Raw genomic sequence first — 19,004 nt, 5'->3', positions numbered from 1 at the left:
CACGGAGACACAGAGCCAAAGGCAATAAAACCGGGCAAGGCACGCTGGACGCGTGTCTTCATGTCCCCGCAAAAAGCCTGTCTTTCTCTGGGCCTCCGTGTCTCTGTGGTTAAACCGTCTTGTCCGGGTATTGGCCTGCCGACCTGAAAGGCTATACTGGCCCCGGTTTCCGACGATCACGCCGAGCCGCGAGCGCCATGGCCGAGTTCGATATCTACCAGTTCGAGGATCGCATCGAGGAATTGCTCGTCACCGTCCGCAAACTGCGGGCGGCGAACGAGAACCTCACCCGCGAGTTCGAGTCCCTGACCCGGCGCAACGCCGAGATGAAACACCGGCTGTCGGCCGTGGTCGAGCGTATCCGCGCCCTGGAGGACGAGGCGGAGGCGCAGAAGGCATGAACGCGTCCCGCGACCAGACCCAGCTCACCGTGCGCATCCTGGGCCGCGACTATCAGGTGGCCTGCCCGGAAGGTGAGCGCGAGTCGCTGCTGGCGTCCGCCGAGTACCTGTCCCGGCGCATGAGCTCGGTACAGAAGAAGGGCAAGACCCTGGGCATGGAGCGTATCGCCGTGATGACGGCCTTGAACATGGCGCGGGAACTGCTGGACCACGAGCGCCGGCGCCAGCGGGCGCCGATCGACGACCAGACCAGCGAGCGTCTGCAACAGCTCCAGTTCAAGATCGAGTCGGCGCTCGACGAGACGCGCTAGAACGCCCGTCGCGGCGTTTGCAGAACCCCCCTCCGCGGGCGTAGCATTTCACCTCGGCACTCCTGCCGTGTTCGACGGCCGCCGGGTACCGCTTGAGCCTATTTACCAACCTCGGGGCCATAAAGCGCCGTTGGTGAGCATGTCCGCCCTGGCCGCGGAAAGCCTAAGGCGGCGTGGTTGGCCCCACTTGAGATTTTGTCTCAAGGTCGAAGGCGGTCGACGGCACTGGCGGGAGTCGCCGCTCGATTCCTGAAGGCCGCGCCCGTGAGCGAAACGACCGATCGACGCCATCTGCGCCGGGCGCTGCGCGCCGAACGGCGCGGCCTTACGCCGGCGACGCGGCGCGCGGCCTCGCGCCGGGCCTGCGCCCGCCTGCGGCGCTTGCCCTGGTTCCGGCAGGCCCGCGACATCGCCCTCTACCTGCCGCTCCCGGACGAGGCCGATCCGCGTTTCCTCGCGGACCGCGACCGCGTCCACCGGTTCTTCGTGCCGGCCATGGTCGGCCATGACCGCATGCGCTTCGCGCGCTTGGACCCGCGGCTGCCCCTGCGGCGCAACCGCTTCGGCATCCCCGAGCCGCAGCATCCGGGGCGGCGACTGCGGCGCCCGGCCACGCTGGACCTGGTGGTGATGCCGCTGGTGGGCTTCGACGACCACTGCAACCGCCTCGGGCAAGGCGGCGGCCACTACGATCGCGCCTTCTCCTTCCTGGTGCACCGACGACTGCGCCATGGCGGACCGCGCCTGGTGGGCCTGGCGTTCGAATGCCAGCGCGTGACCGGGTTGCCGCACCGTCACTGGGACGTGCCGCTGGACGCCGTCGTGACCGAGGCCGACATCCATATGCGCTAAACTGCGCGCTGCCATTTCCACCGCAACGCGACCGGCATGCGCTACTGGCTGATGAAATCGGAGCCCGACGAATTCGGGATCGAGGATCTCAGGAATCGTCCCGACCGCACCGAACCCTGGGACGGTGTACGCAACTACCAGGCTCGCAACTTCATGCGTGACGAGATGTCGGTCGGCGACCGGGCCTTTTTCTATCACTCCAACTGCAAGGAGCCGGGGATCGTCGGCATCATGACGATCAGCCGGGCGGGCTATCCGGACGACACCGCCTTCGATCCGGAGGACAAGCACTACGACCCCAAGTCCGATCCCGAGAAGCCGCGCTGGTACCGCGTCGACGTCACCTTCGAGCGGACGCTGGACCGTTGCATCAGTCTCGCCGAGCTCAAGCAGCACGCCCAGGCCCTGGAGGGGCTGCATTTGCTGCGCCGGGGCAACCGCCTGTCGGTGATGCCGGTCAGCGCGGACCACTGGCGCTACATCCTGTCCCTGGAGTGAGAGCCGAAAGCCCATGAGCGAAATCCGAATCCCCGTCGCCACCGGCGAGCTGCTGGACAAGATCACCATCCTGCGGATCAAGTCCGAGCGCATCGCCGACCCCGACAAGCTCGCCAACGTGCGCCGCGAGCTGAGTCTGCTGGAAGGCATCTGGGCCGGCATCGACGCCGGCGATGCGCGGGTCGCCGACTGCATCGACCGGCTCAAGGAGGTCAACGAGGCCCTGTGGGAGATCGAGGACCGCATCCGCGTCAAGGAATCCCGGTCCAACTTCGACCAGGACTTCATCGAGCTGGCGCGCAGCGTCTACTTCACCAACGACAAGCGCGCCGCGATCAAGCGCGAGATCAACGACCTCACCGGCTCGACGCTGACCGAGGAAAAATCGTACGAAGAGTATTGAAGATTAACCACAGAGGCACAGGGGCACAGGGGCACAGGGGCACAGGGGCACAGAGAATAGGCGATGTGAATACTCCACCGGCTAAAGCCGGTGGCTTCGGGTTACGGCTCAAAGCCGGATCGGTCGGCCCTACGGCCGACCCTGAATTCCCTCTCCCCGCCGGGGAGAGTTAGGGTGAGGGGGCCACAAAACAGCGCGGCCGGCCGCGCCACCCCCTCTTCCCAACCTTCTCCCCCAAGGGGGAGAAGGCGAAAAATCGGCCGCCTGAAGGCGGGGGATTTGCGGACCCCCAATCACGAAGGACACGACGTATTTTCTTATGCTTCTTCACCTTCGTGTCCTTCGCGGTTTTAAACTCTTCCTCCGTGCCTCTGTGTCTCTGTGGTTACATTCTTCAGCATGACGGCGTCGAGGCGTTCGGTGACGTCGGCGACCCGGATCAGGTCCATCACCCCCTCCCGCTCGATCTTGGTGCCCCAGGCCAGGTCCGAGGCCGGCCGCTCGAAATAGCGGCGCGCGGCGTCGTCGTAGCGGTCCACGCACCATTGCAGGCTCGTGTACGGCCCGCTGCGGGCGCTCTCGGTCGCCGCGTGCAGGGCGATGGTCGGCACGCGGGCGGCGTTGGCCATGTGGGCCGGGCCGGAGTCGGGCGTGATCAGGCAGGCCGAACGGCGCATGAGCGCGATCAGGCACTTGAGCGGAGAACGGCCGATCAGGTCGATGGCCTCGCCGCGCATGTGCGCCAGAATGGCGTCGCCCATCGCACGCTCGTCGGCGGACGGGCCGCCCACCAGCGCCACCCGCATGCCGTGCCGCCCGATCGCGTGGTCGGCGACCGCGGCATAGCGCTCCGCGCGCCAGTTGCGGCGTGGGTGGCTGGCGCAGGGACTGATCAGCAGGACCGGCGGCCCCGGCGGCAGCGCCTCGGCCGCCTGCGCCGCGGCCTCGGCGGGTATGGGGACGGACCAATCCAGCACCCGGTCATACACGCCGAGCGCCTCCAGGAACGCGAAGTAGCCGTCCACGACATGGCGGCCGTGGGCCGGCTCGATACGCCGATCCACGAACCAGCGCTGGCCGTCGCGGCTGCGGGCGGCGTCGAAGCCCAGTCTTAGATCGGCGCGCACGGCGCGGCTGACCCGGTTCGCGCGCCAGCTCGCGTGCATGTGCAGCAACACGTCGAAGCGGCGGTCGGCCAACTCGCGCTTCAGCGCGCGTATACCGCGGCCGCCCGCCTTCTTATCCACGACATGGAAATCGACGCCGGGGAGATCCCCCACCAGCCGTGCCTCGGCCGTGCCCGTGACCCAGGCGAGACGGGTCTCCGGCCAGCGGCGGCGCAGCGTATGCACGACCGGCACGATATTGATGCAGTCCCCCAGCGCCGACAGCCGCAGCAGACAGATGCTGGCGGGCGGTCGCCCCCCGGTATCAGCAGCCGCCATGCGCGCGCGTTCCGGCCGAATGCCGTTCCGGGGTTCGCGGTCCGAAGCCGGCGACGACCATCGTCAGCCGCCGCTTAGGAAGAAGCGGTAGGCCGGATTGTCGCTCTCCTCGGCATAGGTATAGCCGAGGGCATCGAGCGCGGCACGGCAATCGTCGCGCTCATCCGGCGACACCTGCATGCCCACCAGCACCTGGCCATAGGCATGGCCGTGGTTGCGGTAGTGGAACAGCGAGATATTCCAACGCTCGCCGACGTTGTTCAGGAACTGCAGCAGGGCGCCGGGACGCTCCGGGAACTCGAAGCGGAACAGCATCTCGTCCTCGGCGCCGGCGGCGCGGCCGCCGACCATGTAGCGCACGTGCAGCTTGGCCATCTCGTCGGTGCTGAGGTCGGTCACCGGATAGGCCGCGGCACGCAGCTCCGCGATGATGCTCTCGCGCTCGGCGGCGCCCTTGTCGAGCTTGACGCCGACGAAGATATGGGCCTCGTCGGCATCCGCGTAGCGATAGTTGAACTCGGTGACGCCGCGCACGCCGAGTATCTCGCAGAAGCGGCGGAAACTGCCCGGCCGCTCCGGAATGGTCACGGCCAGCAGCGCCTCGCGGTGTTCGCCCAGCTCGGCACGCTCGGCGATGTAGCGCAGCCGGTCGAAATTGACGTTGGCCCCGCTCTCGATCGCGACCAGGTGTTGCCCGGTGATGCCGGTCTCGGCGACATACTTCTTCAGGCCCGCGAGCGAGAGCGCGCCGGCCGGTTCCGCCAGCGAGCGGGTGTCTTCGAAAATGTCGCGCACCGCGGCGCAGATCTCGTCCGCCGAGACCGTGATCATCGCATCCACGTGCCGGCTGGCGATCCGGAACGGCTCCTCGCCCGCCTGGCGCACCGCGGCACCGTCGGCGAACAGACCCACCTGCTCCAGGACCACGCGCTCGCCGACCTCCAGCGCCCGGGTCATGCTCGGCGCATCGTCGGGTTCGACGCCGATCACGCGGATATCCGGGCGCACGCTCTTCACGTACGCGGCGATGCCCGATACCAGGCCGCCGCCGCCGACGCAGCAGAATATGGCGTGCAGGTCCTGCGGATGCTGCTGCAGGATCTCCATGCCGATGGTGCCCTGGCCCGCGATCACGTCGGGATCGTCGTAGGGATGGATATAGGTCAGCCCCTGCTCGCGCTCCAGCTCGTGCGCATGGGCCGAGGCCTCGTCGTAGCTGTCACCGTGGAGCACGATCTCGCCGCCCAGCGCCTCGACCGCCTTGACCTTGATCGGGGGTGTGGTGCGCGGCATCACGATCAGCGCGCGGATCCCCAGGCGCCGTCCGGACAACGCCACGCCCTGGGCATGGTTGCCCGCGGAGGCACAGATCACGCCGCGCTCGCGCTGCTCGGCGCCGAGGTGGGCGATCTTGTTGTAGGCGCCGCGCAGCTTGAAGGAATGCACCGGCTGCATGTCCTCGCGCTTGAGGAAGACCTCGTTGTCCAGGCGCTTGGAGAGCTGGTAGGCCGGCGACAGCGGGGTCTCGACGGCGACTTCGTAGACCCGCGCGGCGTTGATCCGGCGCAGGTATTCGGCGTCGCCGATGTCCACGGCGGTGTCGGCGGCGCCGCGTACGGTCTTGCTGAGATCGGTGGTCATGGGTGCACAGGATACAGAGGGCGGCTGGCGGCGCCCAGCACCGCGACGATCCAGAGGCCGCCGCCTGGGCACTCGCGGCGGGCATCCAGTATCATGCCCGCTGGTCGAAACGCGACGAGGTCCATGCACGACACCATCGTCTTCATCGGTGGCGGCAACATGGCCGCCAGCCTCATCGGCGGACTGCGGCACGCGGGCCATCCCGCCGACCGTATCCGGGTGGTGGAACCGGATGCCGGGCGCCGGGAATCCCTGTCGGCCGACCAGGGCGTGACGGTCGCGGCCGACGCCGACGCCGCCCTCCTGGCCGCGGACGTCTGGGTGCTGGCGGTCAAGCCGCAGATGATGGCCGAGGTCGCGACCGGCCTGGCTCCCATGCTGCCCGAACGACGGCCGGTGGTGATGTCCGTCGCGGCGGGCGTGCCCACGCGGGCCCTCGCCGGCTGGCTCGGCGGCGATGTCCCGCTGGTGCGTTGCATGCCCAATACCCCCGCCCTGATCGGGGCCGGCGCCAGCGGCCTGTTCGCCCTGCCCAGCGTCGGCGAGACGCAGCGCGCGAGCGCCGAGGCGGTCGCCGCCGCCGCCGGCACCGTGGTCTGGGTCGCCGAGGAGTCGGCGCTGGATGCGGTCACGGCGACCTCGGGCAGCGGCCCCGCCTACTTCTTCCGGTTCATGGAGGCGATGCAGGCGGGCGCGGAGGATCTGGGGCTGCCGCCGGAGACGGCGCGCGAACTGGTCCTGCACACCGCCCTGGGCGCGGCCCGGATGGCCCTGGAGTCCGGCGACGATCCGGCCACCCTGCGGGCCAAGGTCACCTCGCCCGGCGGCACCACGGAACGGGCGCTGGCGGCCTTCGAGGACGGCAACCTCCAGGCCCTGGTCACCACCGCCATGCGCGCCGCCGCCGATCGCTCCCGCGAGCTCGGTGCCGGCTTCGACGCCGAGTAGGCAAAGGACACCCATGTACGGCAACGCCAACGACGCCCTGCTCTTCCTGGTCGACACCCTGTTCGCCCTGTACATCGTCGTGGTGCTGCTGCGCATCCTGCTGCAGTACACCCGGGCGGATTTCTACAACCCCATATCGCAGTTCGTGTGGCAGGTCACGCAGCCGCCGGTCGGGCTGCTCGGGCGCGCGATCCCGCGTTGGGGCCGCTTCGACGCGGCCGCCGCCGTGTTCGCCCTGGCGCTGTGCTTCCTGAATATCGAGGCCGATATCTGGCTGCACCCGCTGGACATCCGGGCGCAGCCCCTGATGGCACTGTGGTGGTCCGTGCTCAAGGCGCTGGTGCTGCTGTGCAACCTGTATTTCTTCACCATCCTGGTGCAGGTACTGGTGTCCTGGCTGTCGCCCGGCACCCACAGCCCCGCCACCGCGGTGCTCTGGAGCCTGAACGAGCCGCTGTTGCGTCCCGTGCGCCAGTACCTGCCGCCGATCGGCGGCCTCGACATCTCGCCGCTGGTGGTGATGATCGGGCTCCAGGTGATCAGCCGGCTGCTGCCGCTACCCGGACTGTTCCGCTGAATGTGCGTTAGAATCTTGCGCGTTTTCCAGACTCCCGCATCATGAGCAAGTCGTTACCGGCCGATTCCGTCGGCCTGGTCGAGCCCAGGAAGCTGCATATCGACGAACCGCTGCCGCTGGATTGCGGCAAGCGGCTGGACAGCTACGACTTCGTCTACGAGACCTACGGCGAACTCAACGCCGACGCCAGCAACGCCCTGCTCATCTGCCACGCACTGTCCGGCGACCATCACGCCGCCGGCTACCACCATCCGGACGACGCCAAGCCGGGCTGGTGGGACAAGTGCGTCGGCCCCGGCAAACCGATCGACACGAATCGTTTCTTCGTGGTCTGCCCCTCCAACCTGGGCGGCTACAAGGGCTCCACCGGCCCCGGCAGCATCAATCCCGAGACCGGCCGCCACTACGGCCCCGATTTCCCGGTGGTCACGGTGCGCGACTGGGTCCGTTCGCAGAACGTATTGCGCGAGCGGCTGGGCATTCCCTATTGGGCCGCGGTCGCCGGCGGCAGCCTGGGCGGCATGCAGGTGATGCAGTGGGCGATCGACTTCCCCGAGTTGATCCGGCACGCAGTGGTGATCGCCGCCGCGCCCAAGCTGTCCGCCCAGAACATCGCCTTCAACGAGATCGCGCGCCAGGCGATCGTGACCGATCCCGAATTCCACGGCGGACGCTACTACGAGCACGGCGTCGTACCCCGCCGCGGCCTGATGCTGGCGCGCATGCTGGGGCATATCACCTATCTCTCGGACGAGGCGATGCGCGCCAAGTTCGGCCGCGACCTGCGCGCCGGACGGATCAATTACGGCTTCGACGTCGAATTCCAGGTCGAGAGCTATCTGCGCTACCAGGGCCAGTCCTTCGTCGACCGTTTCGACGCCAATACCTACCTGCTGATGACCAAGGCGCTGGACTACTTCGATCCGGCGGCGGACTTCGGCGACGATCTCGCCAAGGCCTTCGCGCGCGCGACCGCCCGCTTCCTGGTGGTTTCCTTCACCTCGGACTGGCGCTTCTCGCCGGCACGCTCGCGCGAGATCGTGGATGCGCTGGTGGATGCGGGCAAGGCGGTGTCCTATGCCGAGATCGAGGCCGAGGTGGGGCACGACGACTTCCTGCTCACCATGCCGCACTACGTGCGGACCCTGGGCGGCTACCTGGACCGCGTGGCGCGGGAGGCCGAACGATGAGCGATCTGCGCGCGGACCTGTCCATCATCAGCGGCTGGATCCCGGAAGGGGCCCGCGTGCTGGACCTCGGCTGCGGCGACGGCACCCTGCTGGCGCACCTGCACGCGGTCCAGGGCGTGACCGGCTACGGCCTGGAGATCGAACCCGACAACGTCGTCGCCTGCGTCGAGCGCGGCGTGAACGTGCTGCAGATCGACCTGGACGAGGGCCTGGAGCAGTTCGAGGACGACAGCTTCGACTTCGTGCTGATGACCAGCGCCCTGCAGGAGGTGCAGCGGCCCGACCTGCTGCTGGAGGAAATGCTGCGCATCGGACGCGAAAGCGTGGTGACCTTCCCCAATTTCGGTCACTGGAAGCCGCGCATCTCCCTGGCCCTGCACGGCATCATGCCGGTCTCCAGCAACCTGCCCAACCAGTGGTACGACAGCCCCAACATCCACCTGTGCACGGTGCGGGACTTCGAGAACCTGTGCGCGGAGCGCCGCATCGAGATCACCCGGCGCTACGTGGTCAACCGCGCCCATCGCAGCAACTGGGGCATGCGTACTTTCCCCAACCTGCTGGGGGAGATCGCGCTCTATCAACTCCGGCGCAGCACGCGCCGGGACTGACGTCGCGGGTTCCGTGTTGCGGGTTTCGTGCCCGTCGCATCCGGGCGCGGCGTCGCGGATACCCGCACCACGATACCGGCCGAGCTAACCGTCTCCCTGGACGGCCAGCTTGGCCTTGATGAACTCGCTGTGCGGCATGTGCAGCAGTTCCGACAGATGCCGCAACAGGTGCTCCTCCTGAGGATCCAGCCGCTCGTCGGCATAGGCGACGCGCCAGAGCATCTCCAGCACGCGCCGCTTCTCCGGCATCGACAGGCCGTCGTTGAGGGCGCGCAGGAACCCGTGCAGGGAGACCGACTCGCGGGCCTCGGGCTCGGCGGCGGCCAGCAGGGCCACGACCTCGTCATCGTCCAGATTGAAATGCGCCTTGAGCTGGCGCTCGATCTCGGCGCGCTCGGTCGTCTCGTAGACGTGGTCGGCGTGCTCCATCTCCAGGAGCAGGACCGCGGCGGCGAGCTGCAGGCGGTGTTCCGGATCTTCGTCCGCCGCGGAATCGCCGCCGAGACTGTTGCGAAGCTTCTCCAGCAGGTTCATGTCGCTCGGATGGTTTCCGGATGGTGATATGTATCAGGCGCCGGCCCACTGCCGGAAACGCGGCGCCACCGTTTCCCTGAGGTCCGACAACCGGCCGTGGAAAAAATGCCCGGCGCCGGCCAGGACCTCGATCTCGGGTGCCGGCGTCAGCACCCCGAGACGACGCACGGCCTCGGCGCAGTCGGCGACGTCGTCGGCATCGCCGTGAACCGCCAGCCAGGGACAGTCCGGGCGCGGCAGCGCATCGAAATACCGTACCGGCAGGGCCACCGTGGCCAGGCCCCGGACATCGCGCCCGACGGCCGCCCGCAGCGCGATCGCGGCGCCGAAGGAGAAACCGGCCAGGACCAGGCCGCCGGCGGCGGCTCCGGCCCACTCGATCACCGCCCGGGCGTCGTCCAGTTCCCCGGCGCCCTCGTCGTAGACGCCCTCGCTCTTGCCCACGCCCCGGAAGTTGAACCGCACCGCGGCCAGACCGGACTCGCGGGCGGCCCGCGCCAGGGTGAACACCACCTTGTTATCCAGGCTGCCGCCGTACTGCGGATGCGGGTGACAGATGACGGCCGCGCCGCACGGTTCGTCCTCCGGCAGCGAGACATCGACCTCCAGCGCCCCCGCCGGGCCGTCGACGAGGCCGCGATCCTCGCCCCCGCGCCCGGGCCACTCAAGCATCGTCGCGCTCCCCGCTGTCCGCCTCGCGTTCGCGGCGGCGGGCGTTCTTGGCAGCGCGATCGCCGCCCTTCTTCGGCGCGTAGTAGATCACGGTGCTACCGACGGTGGGCTTGGCGGCGTTCTCCGCCGGCTGGAAGATGAAGATGCCCTCGGCGTACTGGACGCCGACGACAATCGCCTCCGGCGGGCAATCGCGCCGGAAGGCCTCGTAATCGTAATCCTCGGTCAGCCGGGTCTTGTAGAACTGCCAGCTCTGGAAATGACGCCGCCAGAGTTCCTCGTACTGGGCGTTCGGGTGGAAAGCCGGCCGGCCGCGCTTGGGCCGGGCCACGCGCTTGCTGTCCTGGCTGTCGTCGGCGGCGTACATCGGCAACTGGAACACCCGGTCGTGCTCCAGCTCGCTGGAGAAATTGTTGCAGACCAGGGCGTTGTAGGCGTCGTTACTGGTCGCGGCGAGCAGACAGGCGATCTCGTTCAGCTCCAGCGACTGCTCGATCTCCTCGGACAACACTTCCCCGTACATGACCCGCACGCCGGCCAGCCGCGCGGCGCGCAGACGATGCCAACTCGAATCCACCAGCAACACCGGCAGATTGAGTTCGTTGGTCAGGGCGCGCGCCAGCTCGGTGCTCCAGGGCGAGGCACCGACGATCAGCACGCCGTGCGGGTCGGTGGCCAGGCGCAGGCGCCGTGCCAGCCAGCCGATGGAGAAGCCGTGCAGCACGACCGTGGCGAAGACGATGGCGAAGATCAGCGGCTGCAGCAGCTCACCGTCCTGGTAACCGGCACCGACCATGGGCGCGCCGAACACACCGCCCACGGCGGCGGCCACGATACCGCGCGGCCCGATCCAGGAAACCAGCACGCGCTCGCGCCAGTTCATGTCGGTGCCCACGGTCGCCAACAGGACGGTGGCGGGCCGCACCACCAGGATGATCGCGGCCACCAGGGCGATGGCATGCCAGTCGAGATGCGTGAGCACCTCGGTGTCGAGATCGGCCGTCAGCAGCACGAACACCGACGACACCATGATCACGCTGACGTATTCCTTGAAACGCCGCAGCTCGGTCTTGCTCGGCAGCTCGGCGTTGCCCAGCGTCATACCCATCGCCGTGGCCGCCAGCAGCCCCGCCTCGCTGAAGACCAGGTTGGCGAGGCCGTAGACCGACAGCACCGTGACCAGGGTCACCGGCGCCTTGAGGAATTCCGGGATCCAGGACTCACGGAAGGCGTGCGCCAGGAACAGCGCCGCGCCGACGCCCAGCACCAGGGCCGCCAGGATCGCCCAGCCGAGCTGGACGAACACCTGCTCGGGCGCGGTCTCGGTGCCCGCCAGCAGGAAATACTGGAAGGCCAGGACCGCCGCCAGGGCGCCCGTGGGATCGTTGATGATGCCTTCCCACTTGAGGTACGAGGCGGTGCGCCGGTTGAGGTTGGACTGGCGCAGCATGGGCATGATGACGGTGGGCCCGGTCACGACCAGGATCGCACCGAACACCAGGGCCACCGGCCACTCCAGGCCGCCGACGTAATGCCCGGCCAGCGCCGAGAACACCAGGCTGAACACCGCGCCAAGCGTCACCAGACGCTTCACGCCCGAGGCGGCCTCGCGGAACTCGTGCCAGTGCAGGTTCATCCCGCCCTCGAACAGGATCACCGCCACCGCCAGGCCCACGATGGGCCCGAACAGGCCGCCGAAATCGGCGCTGGGATCGACCAGCCCCAGGATCGGGCCGACCACCAGGCCCGCCAGCAGGAACAGCACGATGGCCGGTATGCGCGCGCGCCACGCCAGCCATTGCGATCCCACGCCGAGGGCGACGATCAGGATCAGTTCGAGAGAGAGGTGGTGTTCGTCCATGCGGAAATCCGTCGCCCGAGCCGCGCTGAGGCCGCGCCGGCGCTACCGTCGTTGAAACGAGTCGCTAGACGGTACCGGCCCGGTCGCAACCGCACAAGCAGCCGATGGCCGCGCTGATCAAAGGGAGTCCCAGCTGCTACGGCGGCGGCCGCGGAACAGAGGCAGCAACAGTCCGATCAGGATACCCCCGGCCAGCACCAGGGCCCCGATCTTCATGCCCTCGCGCCGGCTCTGCAGCGCCTTGTTCTCGTGCCGGAGCTGTTCCAGCTCGCTCTGCAGGGCCAGCAACCGTTCCCGGAACTCCTGGTTCTCCTTGCTGATACGGATGGCGTTGGATGAGGCCTCGCGAATCTCGGCCAACTCCTTGCGCAGCGTCTCGTTCTCGGCGACGAGTTCCTTCTTGAGCTTGCCCAGTTCCTCGGACCCGTCCAAAGCCTGCGCCAGTTCCTTCTTGAGCTCGGCGTTGGTCTCCTCCAGTGCGGCGACGCGCTTCTTCATCGCCGCGAGCTGGTCCCGGGCGGCCGGGCTGTCCGACAGGAAACGCGTCAGCACGTAGCCTTCCTCGCCGCCGGCGGTCCGCACCTTGCTCCACCCATCGGCGGCGCGTTCCAGCACCTCCACGCGGGTGCCCGCCTCGACCAGCTCGGTGATGCGGTACTCGTTGCCGGGGCCCCGGCGCAGGTTGATGGACAGCTCGTCGCTCACGTAGCGGGTGGCGGCCTGCACCGAACCCGCGAACAGGGCGGTGGCGGCCAGCATCGAGACGACGACCGGGCGGATGCTCATAGGGCGCTCTCAATCTCGCGTAAAGCGGGCGATTCTAGCAGAGCGCCCGGGCGCCGCGCGCCGGTTGCCTCGCTCGACACGCATCGCTAATCTAGCCTGGAACACTATAAGCCTAAGCCCCGACGCCGTCGTCCGCGCACGGGGCCCGCACAGGGAGGGGGAGCATGCGCACCACGATCTTGGCCCTGGGGACGATCCTCGCCGCCACGCTCGGCCTGTCCGGCACCGCCGTCGCCGGCGACTGGGACTATGGCCCACAGGCTTCGCTGTACCTGTCGTATGCCTTCGATGGCCCGTCGGCGGCGGCCGGTGACGAGGGCATCCGGTACGGCTTCCGCGTCGACCACGAACGGCAGCGGCGGCTCACCCCGAACGCCCCGCCGATGGTGCGCTGGGAATTCCGTCGCGCCCGTTTCGACCACGTCAGCATCGCCGGCGTCCCGCTGGTCAGCCGCGACCTCGTGCTGAACGCCGAGGACGGCGGCACCCTGGACTTCGTCAAGAACAATCTGGGCAAGATCGCGCTCACGGTCGCCGGGGGCATCCTGCTGTACGCCGTGGTGGAGGGCGAAAGCAACTCCGACGGCCGCGACACCGACGACATCGACGGGCCGGGCTCGGTGGACGACCAGGACCCCGAGTTCGACTGCGACGCCGAGCCGCGCAGCGACTTCTGTACCCCCGACTGAGAGGGTGTCTACAAAACGTGGCGAGCAAAGGCGTACCGTAGGCCGGGATAAGCGAAGCGTTCCCGGCATTCCCCTGCCGAAGATCACGACGGCGGGAAGCGCCTCGGCAAACGGCCAGCAAGAGCATTGACCACAGAGGCGCACGGAGGCACACAGAGAGACTTGACTGTCGCCCCGGAAGCCGCGCCAGCGGCTATCCGGGGCCCAGGGAACCATTCATCAGGCCAGGGATTGTCTGGATACGGATCGGCACGAAAGTCTGCTGCGGACACGGATCCATAGCCCCCATCAAAAACCTCTGCGCGCCTCCATGCGCCTCTGTGGTTTCATATCCCGCCAACCAAAGCCTGTGGGCCGGGATAAGCGAAGCGTTTCCAGCCTACGGTCTGGCCGGCGGGAATTCGACTACTGGCCAGACGGCTCACTCATACCGATTGATTTCATAGACACCCTCTGAGAAGGCGTTTACGAAACGCCGCGAGGGAACGCGGGTTGAGCGCTGTCGTTTTGCAACCCTGCCCTGAGCGCAACGGTCGCATCGTGTAGACTCCCGCGTTCCCGCGGCCCGGCCGGCCGCGGGCACCGTCACACGACCGCACGAACCGCTTCGCCATGGACCTGATCGACATCGGCGCCAACCTGGCGCACGAGAGCTTCGCGTCCGACCTCGAGGACGTGCTGGAACGCGCCCGCCGGGCCGGCGTGGGCCGACTTGTGGTGACCGGCTCCGATCCCGAGAGCAACCGTACCGCCGCCGCGATGGCCCGGGCCCATCCGGGACGGCTGTTCGCGACCGCCGGCTGCCATCCCCACCTCGCGGCCGAGGCCGGCGAGGACCTCTACGATCAGATGCGCGAGCTGGCCGCCGAACCGGGCGTGGTGGCGCTCGGCGAGATGGGACTGGATTTCTTCCGGGACCTGTCGCCGCGGCGGCTGCAGGAGCGGGTGTTCGAGCGACAGCTCGAGACCGCGGCGGCGGCCGGCATGCCGGTGTTCCTGCACCAGCGCGACGCCCACGAACGCTTCCTGCCCATCCTCAAGGCATACCGCGACGCCCTGCCGGCGGCGGTGGCGCACTGTTTCACGGCCGGCAAGGAAGAGCTCTACGCCTATCTCGACCTGGATTGCCACATCGGCATCACCGGCTGGATCTGCGACGAGCGCCGCGGCCGGCATCTGCTGGAGCTGGTCCGCGACATCCCGGCCGACCGGCTGATGCTGGAGACGGACGCCCCCTACCTGATGCCGCGCACCATCCGGCCGCGGCCCAAGACCCGCCGCAACGAGCCGGCGAACCTGCCCTACGTGCTGGCGACGGTCGCCGAGGCGCGCGGCGAGACGCCGGAAGCGGTGGCCGCCGCGAGCACCGCCACCGCGGAGCGCTTCTTCAATCTTCGCGGGAAGTAAAATCTAACCACAGAGACACAGAGGACACAGAGGCTTTCGAAGAACGGCTAAGAGCCTTGAGAAGGCCATGTGCCTCGTAACCGTTCTCTTTCTCTGTGCGCTCTGTGCCTCTGTGGTTCACCAATCAGAAAAGATCGGCGTCGGTAACCGCGCCCTTGCTGGCCGTGGACACCAGCTTGGCGTACTTGGCCAGCACGCCACGCTTGGCGCGCGGCGGGCGTGGCGACCAGCGCTCGCGGCGGCGGGCCAGCTCGGCGTCGTCGACGTTGAGCTGCAGCAGCCGGGCCTCGGCGTCGATGGTCACCGAGTCGCCCTCCTCGACCAACGCGATGGTGCCGCCGGCCGCCGCCTCGGGCGCGACGTGGCCGACCACCATGCCGTAGGTGCCGCCGGAGAAACGGCCGTCGGTGATCAGGCCGACCGACTCGCCCAGACCGCGGCCGACCAGGGCCGAGGTCGGCGACAGCATCTCGCGCATGCCGGGACCGCCCTTGGGCCCCTCGTAGCGGATCACCACCACGTCGCCGGCCTTGATCCGGTCCTCCAGGATCGCGGCCATCGCCTCCTCCTCGGAGTCGAAGACCCGGGCCGGACCCGTGATCGCCGGTTTCTTGAGACCGGTGATCTTGGCCACGCCGCCTTCCTCGGCGAGGTTACCCTTGAGGATGGCGAGATGACCGGTCTTGTATAGCGGATCGTCGATGGGCCGGATCACCTCCTGGCCCGCCGGCGGCCGCGCCGGCACGTCGGCCAGCACCTCGGCCAGGGTCCGGCCGGTGACGGTGCGGCAATCGCCGTGCAGCAGGCCGGCTTCCAGCAGCATCTTCATGACCTGGGGCACGCCGCCCGCCCGGTGCAGGTCCACGATCACGAAACGACCGGACGGCTTGAGATCGCAGAACACCGGCACACGTCCGCGGATGCGCTCGAAGTCGTCGATGGTCAGTTCGACCTCGGCAGCGTGCGCGATCGCCAGCAGATGCAGGACCGCGTTGGTCGAACCGCCCATCGCCATGATCACGCTGATCGCGTTCTCGAACGCCTCGCGCGTCAGCAGGTCGCGCGGCCGGATGTCGGCCTCTATCGCCGCCACCAATGCTTCGGCCGCGGCCGCGGCGCTGTCCGCCTTCTCTTCGTCCTCGGCCGCCATGGTCGAGGAATACGGCAGGCTCAGGCCCATGGCCTCGAACGCCGAGGACATGGTGTTGGCGGTGAACATGCCGCCGCAGGCACCGGCGCCCGGGCAGGCGTTGCACTCCACCTTCTTCAGGCGCGCGTCGTCGATCTTGTGGGCGGCATACTGACCGACAGCCTCGAACGCGGAAACCACGGTGAGATCCTCGCCGTCCAGCTTGCCGGGCTTGATGGTGCCGCCGTAGACGAAGATCGCCGGGATGTTCATGCGGGCCATGGCGATCATGGCGCCGGGCATGTTCTTGTCGCAGCCGCCGAGCGCGATCACGCCGTCCATGGACTCCGCCTCGCAGGCGGTCTCGATGGCGTCGGCGATGACCTCGCGCGAGGCCAGGGAATACTTCATCCCCGGCGTACCCATGGAGATGCCGTCGGACACGGTGATGGTGCCGAAGGTCTGCGCCTTGGCGCCCGCCCCTTCCAGGGCGGCCACCGCGCGGTCGGTGAGGGCGTTCAGGCCCATGTTGCAGGGCGTGATCGTGGAATAGCCGTTGGCCACGCCCACGATGGGCTTGCCGAAATCCGCGTCGGTGTAGCCCATGGCGCGCAGCATGGCGCGGTTGGGCGTGCGCGCCGGCCCCTCGGTGATGGTGCTGCTACGGCGTCTCTTGTCGGTCTTCTGGGACATGTCCCGGCTCCGGGTCGCTTCGCGAAAGGCGCGTATTATGCCCGCGATGGGCGTCGCGGGTCATGCCCGGCGCGACAAAAAGCCCGGACGGGCGTATTGCCCGGCCGGGCCGTTCTTAACGTCGCCGGAAAACGCATCGGCGTGGACCCGGCATGGCATGAGGCTCTCACCATTCGTCATCCCGGACACGCCGTAGGCGTGATCCGGGATCCAGTGGCCAAGCCACGCCGGTATTAACCCCTGGACCCCGGATCGCGGCCTGCCGGCCGCGTCCGGGGTGATTGATTCCCGGTCTACCGGGAATCAATCACTTGCCCGGCTGCTTGGTGACGCGCAGATAGGGCTTGAGGGTCTTCCAGCCGTCCGGGAAGTGCTTCTTGGCCTCCTCGTCGGACAGGGTCGGCACGATGATCACGTCCTCGCCGTTCTTCCAGTTCACCGGCGTGGCCACCTTGTAGCCGTCGGTGAGCTGGATGGAGTCGATGACCCGCAGGATCTCGTCGAAGTTCCGGCCGGCGCTCTTCGGATAGGTGAGCGTCATCCGGATCTTCTTGTTGGGATCGATCAGGAACACCGAGCGCACGGTCGAGGTGTCGCCCTCGCCCGGATGGAGCATGTCGTACAGCTCGGAGACCTTGCGGTCGGTATCGCCGATGATGGGGAAGTTCACGGCGCAGCCCTGGGTCTCGTCGATGTCGCCGATCCAGGCCTTGTGATCCTCGACCGAATCGACGGAAACGGCGATCACCTTGGTATTGCGCTTGGCGAACTCTTCCTTGAGCTTGGCGGTGGCGCCCAGCTCGGTGGTGCACACCGGCGTGAAGTCGGCCGGATGCGAGAACAGCACGGCCCAGCCGTCGCCGATCCAGTCGTGAAACCGGATGTGGCCCTCGGTGGTATCCGCCTCGAAATCGGGAGCGGTATCGCCCAGTCGCAGACCCATAATCGCCTCCTTCATTGAACTGGCAGCGGGCGCGTATGGTATCAGGCGGACTTAATACACATAAAGAATAAATAATAAGAACTTAATAACTCGTTTGAATCAAAAGGGCGGCCGACGGATGACGCCCGTGGGTCCGCCGCGTATCATCGCGTGCGATCCTACCGACCGCGACGGAGACGGCCCGAAAGCCGTGACGAGGAGCCATGGCAGACGACATCCGCATCGTGTACGTGACCTGTCCGGACCCGGACACCGGGGAAACCATCGCCCGCGACCTGGTGGACGCGAACCTGGCGGCCTGCGTGAACGTGGTGCCGGGACTGCGATCGGTCTATCGCTGGCAGGGCAAGGTGGAGATCGACGACGAGGTGCTGCTGCTGATCAAGACGGCGGCGGACCGCTTCGAGGCGCTGCGGGAGCGGGTCCGCGCCCGGCATCCCGACGACGTGCCGGAGATCGTCGCGGTGCCCGTGACGGAAGGCCTGGAGAGCTACCTGCAATGGGTACGCGACGAAACCGCCGCGCAGTGAACGGACCCCGTCGCCTGCTCGCCGCGCTGTGCCTGCTCTGGCCGGCCCTGGCGGCGGCCGCGGGCGGGGGGCTTCTCGGCGGCGGCGGTAACGATTTCCTGTCGGTGGACGAAGCCTTCCGGCCGAGCGTCGAGCGTACCGGCGACGGTCGTCTTGCCGCCGCGTGGGACATCGCCTCCGGCTACTACCTCTACCGGCACGCTTTCGAGTTCGAGTTGGCGGAAGCCGGCGACGCGGCCCTCGGCGAGCCGGCGATTCCGGCCGGTGAGAAACACCAGGACGAGTTCTTCGGCGAGGTCGAGACCTACCGCGACCGCGTGGTCGTGACCCTGCCCGTGACCGGCGCGCTGCCGCCGGGCACTGAATTGCGCGTGGGCTACCAGGGCTGCGCGGACGCCGGCCTCTGCTACCCGCCGCAGACCCGCACCCTGTCCCTGGACGGGACGACCGCCACAGCGGCGCCGGCCGGCGACAGCGACAACACCGGCGAACGGTTCGTCGCCGAGCAGGACCGGCTGGCCTCGCGTCTGGCGGACGGCGACCTGCTCTGGAGCGTGCTCACCTTCCTGGGATTGGGCCTCCTGCTCGCCTTCACGCCCTGCGTCCTGCCGATGCTGCCGATCCTGTCGGGACTGATCGTGGGCGCCCACGCCGGCCGTGCCGACCGCCGCACCGCGGCCGCGCGCGGCCTGGCGCTCTCCCTGGCCTACGTGATCGCCATGGCCGTGGCCTACACCGTGTTCGGCATCCTGGCCGGGCTGCTGGGCGCCAACCTCCAGGCGGCCCTGCAATCGCCCTGGGCGCTGGTGCCGTTCGCCCTGATCTTCGTGGGCCTGGCCCTGGCGATGTTCGGGGTCTACGAGCTGCAGTTGCCGTCGTCGTG

At 68.2% G+C, this 19,004-nt stretch carries 21 protein-coding genes and 1 other RNA gene; 14 read left to right on the top strand and 8 right to left on the bottom strand.

Features of this window, described 5'->3' with window-relative positions; all coding sequences use genetic code 11:
• Positions 1–197 precede the first annotated feature (197 nt).
• The 6 genes from PC39_RS03920 to PC39_RS03895 all read left to right on the top strand — a co-directional run bounded on the left by PC39_RS03920 (position 198) and on the right by PC39_RS03895 (position 2,465).
• Positions 198–401 carry a hypothetical protein gene (locus PC39_RS03920; protein ID WP_353252066.1) on the top strand — a complete coding sequence of 68 codons (204 nt, stop codon included), beginning with the start codon at positions 198–200 and terminating at the stop codon, positions 399–401.
• Entirely contained in the window at positions 398–712 is a 315-nt protein-coding gene (locus PC39_RS03915; protein ID WP_353252065.1) for a cell division protein ZapA, read from the top strand. The genes PC39_RS03920 and PC39_RS03915 overlap by 4 nt, the downstream gene beginning before the upstream one ends.
• Before the next feature lie 56 nt (positions 713–768).
• Positions 769–951, top strand: a non-coding RNA gene (gene ssrS / locus PC39_RS03910) — 6S RNA.
• 25 nt (positions 952–976) lie between these two features.
• Positions 977–1,564: a 5-formyltetrahydrofolate cyclo-ligase gene (locus tag PC39_RS03905; protein ID WP_353252064.1), complete on the top strand. Its 588-nt coding sequence runs from the start codon at positions 977–979 to the stop codon at positions 1,562–1,564.
• 36 nt (positions 1,565–1,600) lie between these two features.
• Complete coding sequence (locus PC39_RS03900) at positions 1,601–2,062, top strand: EVE domain-containing protein (RefSeq protein ID WP_353252063.1); 462 nt, start codon at positions 1,601–1,603, stop codon at positions 2,060–2,062.
• Between the two features lie 13 nt (positions 2,063–2,075).
• Entirely contained in the window at positions 2,076–2,465 is a 390-nt protein-coding gene (locus PC39_RS03895; protein WP_353252062.1) for a DUF6165 family protein, read from the top strand.
• Positions 2,466–2,815: 350 nt separating this feature from the next.
• Here PC39_RS03895 and PC39_RS03890 read toward each other — a convergent pair whose 3' ends face one another.
• Together PC39_RS03890 and ilvA are read right to left on the bottom strand one after the other, a co-directional pair.
• Positions 2,816–3,910 (bottom strand): glycosyltransferase family 9 protein, encoded by a 1,095-nt coding sequence (locus PC39_RS03890; protein WP_353252061.1) that lies wholly within the window; start codon positions 3,908–3,910, stop codon positions 2,816–2,818.
• A 63-nt stretch (positions 3,911–3,973) separates the two neighbouring features.
• Positions 3,974–5,551 carry a threonine ammonia-lyase, biosynthetic gene (gene ilvA, locus PC39_RS03885; protein ID WP_353252060.1) on the bottom strand — a complete coding sequence of 526 codons (1,578 nt, stop codon included), beginning with the start codon at positions 5,549–5,551 and terminating at the stop codon, positions 3,974–3,976.
• A 123-nt stretch (positions 5,552–5,674) separates the two neighbouring features.
• Between ilvA and proC the strand changes: the two genes are divergently transcribed.
• From proC to metW, 4 genes are read left to right on the top strand one after another with little or no spacing between them, the layout of a single operon-like run.
• A complete protein-coding gene (gene proC, locus PC39_RS03880) occupies positions 5,675–6,499 on the top strand; it encodes a pyrroline-5-carboxylate reductase (RefSeq protein WP_353252059.1) in 825 nt (274 codons plus the stop codon).
• A 13-nt stretch (positions 6,500–6,512) separates the two neighbouring features.
• Positions 6,513–7,076, top strand: a complete 564-nt coding sequence (locus tag PC39_RS03875; protein ID WP_353252058.1) for a YggT family protein — start codon at positions 6,513–6,515, stop codon at positions 7,074–7,076.
• A gap of 41 nt (positions 7,077–7,117) precedes the next feature.
• On the top strand, positions 7,118–8,266 hold the full coding sequence (gene metX, locus PC39_RS03870) for a homoserine O-succinyltransferase MetX (protein WP_353252057.1): 1,149 nt from the start codon (positions 7,118–7,120) through the stop codon (positions 8,264–8,266).
• Positions 8,263–8,877, top strand: a complete 615-nt coding sequence (gene metW, locus PC39_RS03865; RefSeq protein ID WP_353252056.1) for a methionine biosynthesis protein MetW — start codon at positions 8,263–8,265, stop codon at positions 8,875–8,877. Before metX ends, metW begins: the two co-directional genes overlap by 4 nt.
• Positions 8,878–8,961: 84 nt before the next feature.
• Here the strand turns inward: metW and PC39_RS03860 are convergent, their stop codons facing one another.
• The 4 genes from PC39_RS03860 to PC39_RS03845 all read right to left on the bottom strand — a co-directional run bounded on the left by PC39_RS03860 (position 8,962) and on the right by PC39_RS03845 (position 12,730).
• Entirely contained in the window at positions 8,962–9,411 is a 450-nt protein-coding gene (locus PC39_RS03860) for a tellurite resistance TerB family protein (RefSeq protein ID WP_353252055.1), read from the bottom strand.
• Between the two features lie 33 nt (positions 9,412–9,444).
• Complete coding sequence (locus PC39_RS03855; RefSeq protein WP_353252054.1) at positions 9,445–10,083, bottom strand: alpha/beta hydrolase; 639 nt, start codon at positions 10,081–10,083, stop codon at positions 9,445–9,447.
• Entirely contained in the window at positions 10,076–11,944 is a 1,869-nt protein-coding gene (locus tag PC39_RS03850; RefSeq protein ID WP_353252053.1) for a cation:proton antiporter, read from the bottom strand. Before PC39_RS03850 ends, PC39_RS03855 begins: the two co-directional genes overlap by 8 nt.
• Before the next feature lie 117 nt (positions 11,945–12,061).
• The gene (locus PC39_RS03845) at positions 12,062–12,730 is read right to left on the bottom strand and encodes a TIGR04211 family SH3 domain-containing protein (RefSeq protein WP_353252052.1); all 669 of its coding nucleotides are present in this window, start codon (positions 12,728–12,730) and stop codon (positions 12,062–12,064) included.
• Positions 12,731–12,894: 164 nt separating this feature from the next.
• Between PC39_RS03845 and PC39_RS03840 the strand changes: the two genes are divergently transcribed.
• Both PC39_RS03840 and PC39_RS03835 read left to right on the top strand, forming a co-directional pair.
• Complete coding sequence (locus PC39_RS03840) at positions 12,895–13,419, top strand: hypothetical protein (protein ID WP_353252051.1); 525 nt, start codon at positions 12,895–12,897, stop codon at positions 13,417–13,419.
• 612 nt (positions 13,420–14,031) lie between these two features.
• A complete protein-coding gene (locus tag PC39_RS03835) occupies positions 14,032–14,826 on the top strand; it encodes a TatD family hydrolase (protein ID WP_353252050.1) in 795 nt (264 codons plus the stop codon).
• Between the two features lie 124 nt (positions 14,827–14,950).
• On the opposite strand, the gene ilvD is transcribed toward PC39_RS03835, so the two are convergent.
• Together ilvD and PC39_RS03825 are read right to left on the bottom strand one after the other, a co-directional pair.
• Entirely contained in the window at positions 14,951–16,648 is a 1,698-nt protein-coding gene (gene ilvD, locus PC39_RS03830; protein ID WP_353252049.1) for a dihydroxy-acid dehydratase, read from the bottom strand.
• 307 nt (positions 16,649–16,955) lie between these two features.
• The gene (locus PC39_RS03825) at positions 16,956–17,591 is read right to left on the bottom strand and encodes a peroxiredoxin (protein ID WP_353252048.1); all 636 of its coding nucleotides are present in this window, start codon (positions 17,589–17,591) and stop codon (positions 16,956–16,958) included.
• A gap of 203 nt (positions 17,592–17,794) precedes the next feature.
• Here PC39_RS03825 and cutA point away from each other — a divergent pair, with 203 nt between their 5' ends.
• Positions 17,795–18,121: a divalent-cation tolerance protein CutA gene (gene cutA / locus PC39_RS03820; RefSeq protein ID WP_353252047.1), complete on the top strand. Its 327-nt coding sequence runs from the start codon at positions 17,795–17,797 to the stop codon at positions 18,119–18,121.
• Positions 18,118–19,004 (top strand): cytochrome c biogenesis protein CcdA (locus PC39_RS03815; RefSeq protein WP_353252046.1); only part of this gene is annotated, 887 nt, incomplete at its 3' end. The genes cutA and PC39_RS03815, both read left to right, overlap by 4 nt.

The sequence above is a fragment of the Salinisphaera sp. PC39 genome (assembly GCF_040361335.1).
Lineage (GTDB): Bacteria > Pseudomonadota > Gammaproteobacteria > Nevskiales > Salinisphaeraceae > APNM01.
The sequence above is the reverse complement of the archived record's forward strand: the minus strand, read 5'-3'. Positions and strand labels throughout refer to the sequence as shown.